The 13,036-nt window shown below is 41.8% G+C and carries 11 protein-coding genes; 2 read left to right on the forward strand and 9 right to left on the reverse strand.

Annotation, left to right across the window (positions count from 1 at the left end):
- Positions 1–15 precede the first annotated feature (15 nt).
- Both C7S20_RS04360 and C7S20_RS04365 read left to right on the forward strand, forming a co-directional pair.
- Complete coding sequence (locus C7S20_RS04360; protein WP_107011334.1) at positions 16–1,818, forward strand: GNAT family N-acyltransferase; 1,803 nt, start codon at positions 16–18, stop codon at positions 1,816–1,818.
- 197 nt (positions 1,819–2,015) lie between these two features.
- Positions 2,016–2,663: an SDR family oxidoreductase gene (locus tag C7S20_RS04365; protein WP_107011335.1), complete on the forward strand. Its 648-nt coding sequence runs from the start codon at positions 2,016–2,018 to the stop codon at positions 2,661–2,663.
- Between the two features lie 71 nt (positions 2,664–2,734).
- Here C7S20_RS04365 and C7S20_RS04370 read toward each other — a convergent pair whose 3' ends face one another.
- From C7S20_RS04370 to C7S20_RS04410, 9 genes are all read right to left on the reverse strand, one after another.
- A complete protein-coding gene (locus C7S20_RS04370; RefSeq protein ID WP_107011336.1) occupies positions 2,735–3,727 on the reverse strand; it encodes a 2-hydroxyacid dehydrogenase in 993 nt (330 codons plus the stop codon).
- Between the two features lie 109 nt (positions 3,728–3,836).
- The gene (gene mgtE, locus C7S20_RS04375; RefSeq protein WP_107011337.1) at positions 3,837–5,189 is read right to left on the reverse strand and encodes a magnesium transporter; all 1,353 of its coding nucleotides are present in this window, start codon (positions 5,187–5,189) and stop codon (positions 3,837–3,839) included.
- Positions 5,179–5,994 (reverse strand): 16S rRNA (adenine(1518)-N(6)/adenine(1519)-N(6))-dimethyltransferase RsmA, encoded by an 816-nt coding sequence (rsmA, locus tag C7S20_RS04380; protein ID WP_107011338.1) that lies wholly within the window; start codon positions 5,992–5,994, stop codon positions 5,179–5,181. Before rsmA ends, mgtE begins: the two co-directional genes overlap by 11 nt.
- Positions 5,995–6,021: 27 nt before the next feature.
- Positions 6,022–6,330 (reverse strand): DUF4286 family protein, encoded by a 309-nt coding sequence (locus C7S20_RS04385; RefSeq protein WP_107011339.1) that lies wholly within the window; start codon positions 6,328–6,330, stop codon positions 6,022–6,024.
- A gap of 22 nt (positions 6,331–6,352) precedes the next feature.
- Positions 6,353–8,137 carry a tetratricopeptide repeat protein gene (locus C7S20_RS04390; protein ID WP_107011340.1) on the reverse strand — a complete coding sequence of 595 codons (1,785 nt, stop codon included), beginning with the start codon at positions 8,135–8,137 and terminating at the stop codon, positions 6,353–6,355.
- Positions 8,138–8,186: 49 nt separating this feature from the next.
- Positions 8,187–9,458: a serine--tRNA ligase gene (serS, locus tag C7S20_RS04395; protein ID WP_107011341.1), complete on the reverse strand. Its 1,272-nt coding sequence runs from the start codon at positions 9,456–9,458 to the stop codon at positions 8,187–8,189.
- An 86-nt stretch (positions 9,459–9,544) separates the two neighbouring features.
- Entirely contained in the window at positions 9,545–10,744 is a 1,200-nt protein-coding gene (locus C7S20_RS04400; protein WP_107011342.1) for an alpha/beta hydrolase-fold protein, read from the reverse strand.
- 43 nt (positions 10,745–10,787) lie between these two features.
- A complete protein-coding gene (locus tag C7S20_RS04405; protein ID WP_107011343.1) occupies positions 10,788–12,107 on the reverse strand; it encodes an HTTM domain-containing protein in 1,320 nt (439 codons plus the stop codon).
- Positions 12,100–13,035: a bifunctional riboflavin kinase/FAD synthetase gene (locus C7S20_RS04410; RefSeq protein WP_107011344.1), complete on the reverse strand. Its 936-nt coding sequence runs from the start codon at positions 13,033–13,035 to the stop codon at positions 12,100–12,102. The genes C7S20_RS04405 and C7S20_RS04410 overlap by 8 nt, the downstream gene beginning before the upstream one ends.
- Position 13,036 lies beyond the last annotated feature (1 nt).

A 13,036-nucleotide genomic window follows, 5' to 3' on the forward strand; every position in this document is an offset into this window, starting at 1 on the left:
AACAAACCGATCAATATGGGAATCGTTACCGCCAAAGAAGTCGCTAAAGTCATGAACCTGGACAAACTGGGATTCCTGGGCACAGGTCTCGGCTGGGTGGTGCTTCAAACTACAAAGCTTTCCCGCATCAATAAAGAATACGATAAACGCAAGGAAATGGAGGCTTTGCCGTTTATCGATTCCATTCTTCAAAGCTTCGAGATCGACTTTGAAATTCCCGAAAAAGATCTGAAACGTATTCCGAAAACCGGACCTTTTATTACCATTTCCAACCATCCCCTGGGCGGAATTGACGGAATGATTTTGATGAAATTGCTTCTTGAACAACGCTCAGACTATAAGATCATCGCTAATTTTTTACTGCACAGGCTCGATCCGCTCCGGCCAAATATTATGCCTGTGAATCCTTTTGAAAATCACAAGGAAGCAAAATCGAGTATTGGAGGAATGAAGGAGGCGCTTTCACATTTGCGAGACGGGAAAGCGCTGGGAATTTTTCCCGCCGGCGAGGTTTCGACCTATCGGGATAAAAAAATGATCGTCGATAAAGAATGGGAACCTGCAGCCATGAAGCTCATCCAAAAGGCAAAGGTGCCGGTGGTCCCTATTTATTTTCATGCCAAGAACAGCGTTTTTTTCTATAGACTGGCATCTATAAGCGATATTCTGAGAACAGCCAAGCTGCCTAGCGAAATGCTGACCCAGAAAAAGCGAAAAATATATGTGAGAATTGGCAACCAGATCTCTGTTGAAGATCAGGCGCAACAGGAAAATCTGGAATCATTTACCGCTTTTTTACGCCGAAAAACCTATATGCTTGCCAATGTTTATGAGCGTAAGAAATTATTTGAAAAAATTCCGAAGACACTAAAATTGCCAAGATCACCAAAGGAAATTGCCGTGGAAACAAGCCAGTCTTTAATGACCGAAGAGATCGAAACCTGCAGAAGACTGGATAAAAGGCTGCTTCAAAGCAAAAATTACGAGGTGTTTCTCGCGAAAAAAGAGATCATCCCTCATATACTTTCAGAAATTGGCCGATTAAGAGAGATCACCTTTCGGGAAGTGGGTGAAGGCACCAATAATAGCACAGACCTTGATCCGTTTGACGATTATTACTACCATCTTTTCCTGTGGGACAACGAGGCAAAGAAAATAGCCGGAGCCTATCGAATGGGAATGGGCCAGGAAATTTTTGCCGAACATGGAATTGATGGCTTCTATCTGCAGGATCTTTTCAGGTTTGAACCTGAGCTGTACCAGATGATGAGCCAGTCGATCGAAATGGGCCGGGCATTCATCATTAAAGAATACCAGCAAAAACCCATGCCCCTATTCCTTTTATGGAAAGGAATTGTGCACTGTACCTTGAGATTTCCCGAGCATAAATACCTCATTGGTGGAGTAAGCATCAGCAATAAGTTTAGCAATTTTTCCAAATCGCTGATGATCGAATTCATGAAATCGAACTATTACGATCCTTATGTCGCCCAGTATGTAAGGCCTAAAAAAGAATTTAAGGTAAAGCTGAAAGACGCCGATAAAGACCTGGTATTTGATGAAAGTGAAGCCGATTTGAATAAATTCGACAAGATCATCGATGAGCTGGAAACCGAAAACCTTCGACTGCCGGTGCTCATCAAAAAATACATTAAGCAGAATGCGAAAGTTGTGGCTTTTAATGTGGATCCGCTGTTTAATAACGCCGTAGACGGGCTCATGTACATTCGTATCGCCGATCTTCCGGAAAGTACCGTAAAACCGGTGATGGAAGAGTTTCAGAAGGAACTGGAAGAAAAGAATTCAGGACACGTTTGACAATTAATATTTATCAATTAACAATTAACAAAGCTGGGGGTTTAATTACAACTGCAGAAAATTAGTTTTTTAGTGCATTTCAACCGGTGGCTTAAAACCTCAAAATAAAACACGAACGTTAAGATTAAGTTATACCTCCCGCTCCTTTTAGGTGTTTTTTCCGTTCATTGCTATATTGTAAAAAAGACAAACAGACTATGGAAAAAATACTTATAGCCGGCGCTACCGGCGATACCGGAAAACGAGTTATAGAAATTCTTAACAACTCGCAAAACTTTACTCCTGTTGCCATGATCAGAGACGAAGCGCAGCAACAGATCTTTGATGATATGGAAGTGGAAACAGTGCATGCCGATTTGGAAAAGGAGGTTGACCACGCCTTAAAAGGAATTGATAAGGTGATCTTCGCCGCAGGTTCGGGCGGTCATACAGGTCCCGAGAAGACTACTGCCGTTGACCAGGATGGAGCAATAAAGCTGATAGATGCAGCAAAAAAGGCTAAGGTTAAAAAATTTATCATGCTCAGTGCAATGGGAACCGATAAGCCCGAAGAAAATAAAGAGCTGGAACATTATTTAAAAGCCAAGAAAAAGGCTGATGATCACCTTAAAGCCAGCGGACTTACTTACACGATTGTGCGCCCGGGACGACTTACCCACGACATGGGAGTTGCCAAAGTTAAGGTGGCTGAAAAATTAAATGAAAGGGGGGAAATTGCACGTGATGACGTGGCTTTTCTTTTGGTGATGAGCCTGGCAGATCCGTTAGTGAAAAATATGGAATTCGAGGCCCTCGAAGGTGATGAACCTATTAAACAGGCGTTGATCGAAATTTCAGATCTATAGACTAAAAAAACCCGGAACTTTTTTCCGGGTTTTTTAATTTATTCTAAACAGAAGGGATTAATTTATTCCTTTTATAATTGCTCTTCTTTATAATCGCCCTCTCCAAACTCTTTAATGATCTTATCGGCGATCACCTCGGCGAGCTTTCGGTGAGATTCTTTTGTCCAGCCGGCAACATGCGGACTCAATAAAGTATTGGGCATAAACATGAGTTCACGCATTGCTTTCGGAATAGGATCTGCAGCACGAATGGCTATATTATTAGGATTTGAAAACAGACTTTCAAAAGAAGATTTTTCATATTCCAGCACATCGAGACCCGCGCCATAAATCTTACCTTCTTTCAAAGCTTCCACCAGGTCGGCGGTAACAACGTTTTTCCCTCTTGAAGTATTAATGAACCAGAAAGGTTTCCTGAACTTCGAAATAAATTCGCTGTTCACCATCTGGTTTGTCTTTTCTGTCCAAGGCACGTGCAGGCTTACCACATCGGCTTTTTCAAAGAACTCATCGTATTCTACCTGCCGGGCATTTTCATCGGCAATTCCCTTTTTAATATCGTAAAAGATCACATCCACCTCAAAACCACGTAGTTTTTTGGCAAAAGCTTTTCCCATATTTCCATAACCGAATAATCCCACAGTTTTGCCGTCGAGTTCCACACCCCGGTTTTCCTCGCGCTGCCAAAGGCCTTCTCGTACCTCTCTATCGGCTTTATTCAATTTATTAAAAAGGGAAAGCAGCATGCCGAGGGAATGTTCTCCTACCGCATTGGCATTGCCTTCAGGAGCCGAAAAAAGTTTGATCCCATGTTTTTCGGCATAATCCACATCTATACTTTCCAAACCGGCACCCACGCGGGCAATAAATTTGAGGTTTGGAGCAGCATCGATGAATTCACGATCGATCTTATAACGACTTCGAATGACGATCCCGTCGTAAAGATGCTGGTTCTGTAAAGTTTCTTCTCTGGATTGCTGGTAAGCTTCAATGTTGTGATGTCCCGCTTCAGCCAGCTTTTTAATTAATGCCGGATGATTGGTATCAGCGTGAAGAATGATCATTTTTTCTGATTTGTTTTTCACTTCAGTTTCTAAAAAATTCAGAAGTGATTATCTGAATTTTCGCGACTACAAAGTTAAAGAATGATTTGAACTGAATGCAAAAATCAGGTTAAAACCCGAGAATAGCCTTGGCAATAAGGAAATAAGTAAGGATACCGAAAACGTCATTACTGGTCGTAATAAATGGCCCGGTCGCTACCGCAGGATCTATGTTGTTTTTATCCAGAAGAATAGGAATAAACGTTCCGATTAATGCGGCGATAACGATCACTGAAATCAGCGCGATGCCTATACTAAGGGATTCGGTAATAGAGGTATGAAAAAAGTAAAAACTTATAACAAACACTATAAGGGCAATTGCCAGACCGTTGATAAGTCCCAGTCCAAATTCTTTAAAAAGACGTGAAAGCATATTTCCTTTCAGGGTATCATTGGCCAGACCCTGTACCACGATCGCACTTGATTGTACACCGACGTTTCCCGCAGTGGCCTGAATAAGAGGCACAAAAATGAGCAGCTCCTTATAATCGGTTAAAATGGTTTGAAAACCCGAAATGATACTCGCCGCACCCAAACCTCCAAACATTCCAATAAGCAGCCAGGGCAAACGCGCACGGGTTTGCTTGAAAAGATTGTCATCGGCCTCCACATCTTCCGAGATACCTGCCGCCATCTGGTAATCTTTTTCGGCTTCTTCCCGAACGAAATCCAGAATATCGTCAATAGTAATTCTACCCACCAGGCGACCCATTTCATCAACAACAGGAATCGCTTCCAGATCATATTTCTGCATGATACGGGCTACCTCTTCCCCTTCGGTATGAACGGTGACATAATCTACCTGCGGAATATACACATCACTGATGTTGGCATGACTGGGCGCGGTAAGCAAATCTTTTAAGGAGAGTCTTCCCTTCAGCTTATTTTTGTCGTCAACGACATAAATCGAATGTACCCGGGTGACATTTTCGGCCTGTTTGCGCATTTCGGTCATACAACCGGTCACACTCCAGTTCTCATTCACCTTAACCAGCTCTTTTGCCATCAAACCACCGGCAGAATCTTCGTCATAACGCAGCAGTTCAACAATATGATCGGCATGTTCTTCGTCATCGATCTCGGCAATTACATTCTGTTGAAGTTCAGGGGAGAGTTCAGAAATGATATCGGCCGCGTCATCGGTGTCCATCTGGGTAAGCTCATTCGCTATCTCCCGCGGAGAAAGATTTTCCAGAATTCGTTCCCGCAGCCCTTCCTCAAGTTCCATAAGGGCAACCGAGGTCTGTTCACTGTTGAGTAATTTTACAAGATAGGTGGCTTCTTCTAAATTGAGTTCCGTTAGAATTTCGGCAATATCAGCGTGGTGGACATCTTCAAGATGCAGCAGCAATTCCTCATCGTTTCTTTCTTCGATGAGAAATTTGATTTTTTCAATTAATTCTTCACTGATCTTAAACTGCATAAGGCTCAATTTTTAAAGTCAGGTCTATAAACTGTTGAAATGAAAGCTGTTCCGGACGGAAATCAAAGATAGCATCTTCTCTCAAATTATCAGGAAGATTAAGACTTTTTAAACTATTGCGTAAGGTTTTACGTCTTTGGTTAAATGCCATTTTCACGACACGAAAGAACAATTTCTCATTGCATTTCAAATGAAAATCAGGTTTTCTGGTGAGTTTTAAAACGCCACTGTCAACTTTTGGTGGCGGATTGAACACCGAAGGCGGAACGGTAAACAAATATTCGGCCTCATAAAATGCCTGTACCAGAACACTTAAAATACCGTAAGTTTTTGATCCCGCTTTTTCACAGATACGTTTAGCAACTTCTTTTTGGAACATACCTGAAAATTCTGGGATCTGTTCCCTTATTTCCAGCATTTTAAACACGATCTGCGAAGAAATATTATAAGGAAAATTACCAATAATGGCTAACTGTTCCTCGCCGAAGATTTCGGAAAGATCAAATTTCAAAAAATCCTTCTCATGGATCCTGTTCTCAAGCTGTGGATAATTCTCCTTCAGGTATTCTACACTTTCGGTATCGATCTCGATCACGTGGATTTCGGCATCTTTCTGAAGCAGATATTTGGTAAGCACCCCCATCCCCGGACCGATCTCCAACACCTTATTATAACCGGAATAGCTCAGGGTATCGGCAATTTTCGAGGCGACATTCTCATCTTTCAGAAAATGCTGACCGAGATGTTTTTTAGCGCGTACCTGATCTCCTCGATGAGGATTGTATTGGGGCTTTCTCTTTTTCATAGCTTTTATTCTTCAGAAAAATTCTGATCATTGCTCGCTGATCACCTCCAGCTCGGTGCGGAAGGACACGAATTTTCCTTCAAAAGGCTTCGATTTTCCGCGTAATTCTTCGGCGTTTTCCGCATAATACCGCTCAAGCTTTTCCTTGCTTTCGGTGGTGTACTGAATGGAATAGGTGATTCCGCCCATAGGTTCTTTCACCATCACTCTCGTCATCAGCGCTTTGGAGAATTTTCCGGTATCCAGCATATCAGGAATATGTTCTTCTTTCATCCATTTTACCCAATCATCATGAATATCTTCCTGAACGTTAATGGTCACGTTGTATATGTACATTGATAAAATTTTAAATTAGGGATTATTCGATGCTGTCCCCGCGAAGCATCCTGTATTTCTTTCGTGCTTCCACAAAATAAATACTGTCGGCAAAGTTAAAGATAATTTGCTCGTAATATTTTTTGGCACTTTCAGGATCGTTGAGCTGGTTCGCATAGAGCTCGGCCAGGAAATAATTGGCATTATCGGCCAGAATATCTTTCCCGTACAGGTTGATGATTTTCAGGTAATTATCTTCAGCCTTTTTATATTCATGCTCTTTTTCGTACAACTTGGCCTGTGAATATAACGCCTCGTCTTCAATCTTCTCACCTTTGTGGTTGACCAGGAGTGAATCTAGCTTATTGATGGCCTGCCTGTTCTTTTTCTGAAACGCCAGTAAATCGGCCTTCGCATATTCTTTCAGGGCTACCTGTGTAGAATCTTCCAGCGTGTTATCGCTGATAAAGAGGCTCAGCTCCATCGCATCATTGGCAATGAGTTGCGAGGTTGAAGCTTTAAGAATATCGAGCTGCGTTTTCGCCCATTCAAAATCACCTTTGTAATAACTCGTTTTCGCTACCTTAAAACGTGCATTTTGCGACATTTCATCATTCTTTACCAGGTTCTGGATCTGGGAATAATAGATCAGTGCCTCGTTGAATTTTTCCTGCATGACCAAAATATCGGCAAGCGCCATCTTCACCTGTGCCTTATTAAAATCGGACCTGGCTAAGCTTTCTGTTTGTCTTAAGATAGCGACGGCTTCATCTTTACGATCTAATCTGAAAGCAAGGAAATTGGCATAATCGATCTTCAGGTCAAAGGTTTCGGGAATATCGCCATATTCTGAAAGCAAAGCTTCATAATCAGATTTTATCTTTTCGAGCTCTTTTTCTGAAGCTGTTTCTTCTTCTAATCCTATTAAAAAATGACGCGCCTGAAGATTAAAAATCCGGGATGGTGACTCTTCGATCGTATAATTTATGATCTCTTTGGCATCTTCATATGCCTTATTTTCTTTTGCCATCACTGCCAGATTCAAAATTCCCTGCAGGCTCTTTTCACTTCGTTTGTAGATCGCCTTTTCCTGCGCGAAGGCCTTTCCATAATCTTTTTGCTGAACAAAAAGCCAGCTCAGCATTTCGTTGTACAACAAATCGGGATTTTCCTGAAGTCTTTTTAAAAGCAATTTTCTGAAAATAACATTCGCTTCATTGGAAGGATCTTCGGTGATATAACGACTGAACTCCCGGTTGGCAATTCCGTAGAATTTCATGTCGTCTTCGATGAGATCGAGATAATTGCTGAACATTTCTTCGGTATTCCCCAGTTCCCCGTTTATCCGCGCAAGCTGGAGGCTGAAGTTCCCATCACCGCTGAGCTCCATTGCCCGCTTGTAGGCTTTGGCTGCATAATCGAGTAAATTATACTGTTCAAAAGCGCGGCCGATGGAATAGCCGAAATTTGGTCTTCCTTCCACAATTTGCAAGGCTTCATCATAGAATTGGGTCGCTCTTTCAGCCTTGTTCTGCAAGTCGAAATTGTGACCAAGTTCAATGAGAATGGTAGGATTGTTCGCACTATTATTGAGACGTTCGAAAAGCAGTTTTTCCGCGGAAGCGAAATCTTCCATTTGCTGATACGAGGAAACCACGCCATCGAAATAGACGGGATTCCCCGGATTTTCTTCCAATAACTGCTGATATACCCGAAGCGCTTTTTTATATTCCCCCTGTTCAAAGAAGTTCTTCGCGAGCTGGTCGTTCTGGGCATTGACAACCAATCCGCCTAAAAAGCACAACATTATAAAAACAAAACAGCGCATATGTAAATATAAACATTTGCGCTGTTTTTGAAGAATATGTTAAAAAGGATTAATCAATCCTGTCGAAGCCGCAGTAGGGTTTTAAAACTTCCGGAATTTCTATACCATTTTCGGTCTGGTAATTTTCCAAAATTCCCGCCAGCACTCTTGGCAATGCAAGCGCACTGCCGTTAAGCGTATGTACCAGCTCTTTCTTATTTTCTTTATCCTTGTAACGCAGTTTCAATCGATTGGCCTGGAAGGTCTCGAAATTTGAAACAGAACTGATCTCCAGCCAGCGATCCTGAGCGGTTGAAAACACCTCGAAATCATAGGTCAGGGCAGAAGTAAAACCAAGGTCTCCTCCGCAGAGACGAAGAATGCGGTAAGGCAGTTTTAGTTCTTGCAGAAGGCATTTTATATGCGCAACCATATCGTCTAAAGCCGCATAAGAATTTTCGGGTTTTTCCAGCCGAACAATTTCCACTTTATCAAACTGATGAAGCCGATTGAGTCCGCGCACATGAGCCCCGTATGATCCGGCTTCCCTTCTGAAACACGGAGTATAGCCCGTACATTTAACAGGAAAATCATCTTCGGTCATCAAATTATCACGGAACATGTTGGTAATAGGCACTTCAGCTGTCGGAATCAAATAAAGGTCATCGGCGGTAACGTGGTACATCTGCCCTTCCTTATCTGGCAGCTGACCGGTTCCATAACCTGAAGCTTCATTCACCATCAATGGCAGCTGGAATTCGGTGTAGCCGGCCTCGGTAGCCTTATCTAAAAACCAGGCGATCAAAGCGCGTTGTAAGCGGGCTCCTTTTCCTTTATACACAGGAAATCCAGCGCCAGTCACTTTATTCCCCAGCTCGAAATCGATGATATCGTATTTCTTCGCCAGTTCCCAGTGTGGCAAGGCACCTTCGGCAAGTTTAGGAATATCGCCTTCGCGATAAACTTCTTCATTGTCTTCCTCACTTTTTCCTGCCGGAACGGATTCATGCGGAATATTTGGAATTGTATAAAGTAAAGCCTGAAGTTCTTCGATAGCTTTGCTGAGCTTTTCAGAAAGTTCTTTGGATTCTTCTTTCAGTTTTCCGGTTTTCTCCTTCAGCAGATTCGCCTTTTGATGCTCTCCGGTTTTAAAAAGCAACCCGATCTCTTTAGAAAGTTGGTTGGAACTGGCCAGGGTATCATCGAGCTTTGTCTGAGTGGCACGACGGGTTTCATCAAGCTCCAAAACCTGATCGAAAAGCTCTTCGGCATCAAAATTTCTTTTTTTCAGGGCTTTGATATAAGCATCCCTGTTTTCTGCAATATTGGAAACCTGTAACATTAGGTCAGTTTTTATCCGTTAAAATCAGCTGCAAATGTAAGAAAAGCGGGGCACAAATAGTAGCTTATCAATACCTGCAAATTGTATTATTCCTTCGCATTCAAATTATCGAGATCGGTTTGGTAGAATTCCCATTCCGGGTCACCGGTCGCTTTTACCAATTCCAGTGCTCTTTCATAATTCCTTCTTGCTTTCTCAACCTCTCCCTTCTTTTCATAAGCCATCCCTAAAGTGGAGTAGGCATCAAAGGAATCTGGGTAATGTTCGGTATTATATTTAAAAGCCTCAACCGCCGCATCAAGAAATTCAGGTTCTTTCATTAGGGCAAATCCAAGATCTGTCATTGCATTTTCACTGCTCAGTTCAAAACCGTATTTCTCTGAAAGTCCTGAATAATAAGACTCAATTTCTTCCATCACTTTTTGAGGTCCTCCTTTTGCAAGAATTTCTTCTTTTGATCTGGGCACCTCATATTGTAAATCAGCGAAGATGAATTTTAATCCGTTATAAATAGAGGGATAGCTAACCGTGCCGTGGGTATACTCAAACATAGGGTCAAACCTGAATTGCAGGTCCACGTCGTTATGCTCCTTAATATATGAGGTGAATTTACCTGTAAGAATATAGGTATTTCCCAGCATCGTTCCCCCTTCATTCGCTATACTCATGTAAAACTTTGAATGAATATCCTGGTGATCTTTTAATACCTCGCCAAGCTCTTTTTTAAGGATGGGATTCTCGTACCACAAACTCGGACTGATAGTCAAATAGGCATCAAAAAGTTCCGGATCCTTAAAAAAAGTATATACGTTGAACAAACCTCCCAAAGAATGACCTACAATAATTTTATAAGGCGCTGCTCGATAATTCTTATTTACGTAAGGAATAAGTTCTTTACCAAGAAAATCAGTGAAGGCATCTGCTCCACCTGCATTGGGAAGTCTCTTTTTATTAGCATCATCTAAAATTTCGGTGCCTGGTGTAAGATCCCGGTTACGCCTGGTATTTCTAATTCCGATTATGATCATATCCGGAATTAATTCATTTAGAACAAGACTGTTTAAAGTCCCTACAGCTTTGTCGAATTTATAATAACTGTCCAGAAGGTACATTACCGGATAGGTTTTCTGGCTGTTTTCATAGTTTTTCGGAAGGTGAATATCTAACAACCTATCTTCATTCTGAATTTTTGAATGAAAAGTGATTGTTTTTCCAATGACAATATCTTTTTGGCCGAATGCCGTAAAACCGACAATCAGAAACAGAAATAATATTTTAAATCTCATGAATGAAATTGAGGTTGGTTGATAAAGTATTAAAGCTATGGAATTATTCTTTAGGAGAAGGTAAAATCCAGTCGTTATGCTTAAAATGATGCCATTTCTCAGCGGCAAGATCTACATGAGGATCAATTAAAGGATGGAATTTATCCCCGTTTACGCTTACTTTTCCTTCTACATAAACCTCCACATCCTTGCCTTTTTCGGCAAATTCGTTTTTAAGTCGTTGGGCAAACTGCCAGATCATATCTGGCTTTGAAGACAATGAGTGCAATTGTTTTCGGGAAAGGTATTTTTTATTATCTATGAAAATGGTGTCCTCAGTTCCCTTTTCCACAACTTTAAATCTTTCGGTTCCGCTTTTCCCGCGCAACATCATCCGCCAGCTAAGTCGGTGACCCTCCTCGGTCCATAAAACATCGTCTTTAATGAACCAATGTCTGAGTGGCAGCGAAATTTGAATAATAAACCAGATCGCCATAAAAGCGATTAAAGCATTTCGATAAGCAGGAATTATAATTTCACCTTTATCATAATACTCTTTTTTACCCCTGAGGAAAAACTTATTGATGGTTTTCGCCGGAAAGAAAAAGATGATGAATGCCAGTGAGAGATAAGGGAAAATTCCTATTTGGAAAATAAAACTGTTGAACAGGTGAAAGAAGATGGCGGCGATAAAGGCGAAAATTCTGGTTCTTTTCCACAGCAATAAAGGAACATTCAGCAGATCGAAGAAAATGCCGAAATATGCAATGGCATATCGCACCCACGGGTGCTGTAAAAATCCGCCCACCAGCCAGTAATCCTTCTTAGTTTTCATTAAATAAGCCGGGAAAGTCCCATCAAGCCAGTCGGGATAGATCTTGGCAATCGAAGCGTAGGTATATACGATCCAGAGCTGTAGCACGATAAAAATCCATACCCAGCGTGGCATGGAAATACGCCGGATTTCCGGATTTCGCCAGGCATCTATGGAAAGCCATCGATGTGCCGGCAAAAGAAGCATGATCATGCACAGCAGCATTAATAAATAATAGTGATTATTATAGCTTGATTTCTGCATGAGATATACAGCGGTCCACATCAGGCCGTAGCAGAACATGCTGAACCTGTATTTTAAACCGACCATTACCAGGAGGCCGAATATCCCCATAATGGCGTAATACCAGATCATGCCATTGCCCGGGAGCGGTTGCAAAAAATCAAATCCTATGAAATTAAAGGTGAATTGAGGTTCGATCAAATTTCGTCGAACCCAGCCGGTAAAAATGGCCTGAAAAGCTTCGATGGCTATCAACAAACCGAAAAAAACGCGGAAAACTACCAGTCCCGAATTATCGATTCGTTTAAAAAGCCAGCGGTCAAGCATAATTGTCTTTGATGAATTGTTTCGAGAAGGCACGGTCCTGCTTCATGGCAATCTTCAGCTGTTCTACAGAGTCAAATTTCTTTTCATCCCGAATACGCACAAGCAATTCAATTTGAAGTTCTTTTCCGTAAAGATCTTTATCAAGATCAAAAAAATAAGTCTCTATAGTCTGCTCCTTTCCACCAACAGTTGGATTGGTACCGATATTCATCATTCCAAAACAGGCAATGCCATCGATAAGAGAACGCACCGTATACACTCCATTTTTGGGAATAAGCTTGTAATCTTCTTCAATTTGAAGATTGGCAGTGGGAAAACCTAAATCTTTCCCTATTCCGCGGCCTCTGACAATTTTTCCAGTGAGCGTGAAAGGATGCTCGAGGTACAAATTCGCCTTTTCCACCTTTCCTTCTTCCAGGGCTTTGCGGATCTTTGTAGAGCTTACCGCCACTTCTTCCACGTCTTGTTGAGAGATCTCCTCTACCTCAAAACCAAATTCCTCGCCGAATTTTCGCAGGTCATTGATATCGGCTGTACGATTTCTTCCGAAACGATGGTCATAGCCAATGATCACTTTTTTAGCATTGAGCTTATGAACCAGGATATCCCGCACAAATTCCAGCGCGGTGAGACGTGAGAACTGGTGGGTAAAAGGATGAATTACCAGATGATCAATCCCAGTTTCCTCCAGTAACTGGCGTTTTTCGGCGATGGTATTGATAAGTTTAATGCCGCTTTCTTTTTGCAATACCATTCTAGGATGCGGAAAAAAAGTTAGCACCACCGAGTCCAGGTGATTGGCATGAGCCGAATTCACAAGGCGTTCAATTATCTTTCGATGTCCGGCATGTACCCCGTCAAAAGTCCCAATGGTCACTACCGTTTGCCGGTCGCTGCTAAATGAATTTGCTCCTTTATATTCTTTCAAA

It is taken from the genome of Christiangramia fulva (assembly GCF_003024155.1).
GTDB classification, from domain to species: domain Bacteria; phylum Bacteroidota; class Bacteroidia; order Flavobacteriales; family Flavobacteriaceae; genus Christiangramia; species Christiangramia fulva.

Coding starts and splice junctions, on each gene's coding strand:
- C7S20_RS04360 (WP_107011334.1), top strand. CDS start 16: ATGGGAATCGTTACCGCCAAAGAAGTCGCTAAAGTCATGAACCTGGAC.
- C7S20_RS04365 (WP_107011335.1), top strand. CDS start 2,016: ATGGAAAAAATACTTATAGCCGGCGCTACCGGCGATACCGGAAAACGA.
- C7S20_RS04370 (WP_107011336.1), bottom strand. CDS start 3,727: ATGATCATTCTTCACGCTGATACCAATCATCCGGCATTAATTAAAAAG.
- mgtE (WP_107011337.1), bottom strand. CDS start 5,189: ATGCAGTTTAAGATCAGTGAAGAATTAATTGAAAAAATCAAATTTCTC.
- rsmA (WP_107011338.1), bottom strand. CDS start 5,994: ATGAAAAAGAGAAAGCCCCAATACAATCCTCATCGAGGAGATCAGGTA.
- C7S20_RS04385 (WP_107011339.1), bottom strand. CDS start 6,330: ATGTACATATACAACGTGACCATTAACGTTCAGGAAGATATTCATGAT.
- C7S20_RS04390 (WP_107011340.1), bottom strand. CDS start 8,137: ATGCGCTGTTTTGTTTTTATAATGTTGTGCTTTTTAGGCGGATTGGTT.
- serS (WP_107011341.1), bottom strand. CDS start 9,458: ATGTTACAGGTTTCCAATATTGCAGAAAACAGGGATGCTTATATCAAA.
- C7S20_RS04400 (WP_107011342.1), bottom strand. CDS start 10,744: ATGAGATTTAAAATATTATTTCTGTTTCTGATTGTCGGTTTTACGGCA.
- C7S20_RS04405 (WP_107011343.1), bottom strand. CDS start 12,107: ATGCTTGACCGCTGGCTTTTTAAACGAATCGATAATTCGGGACTGGTA.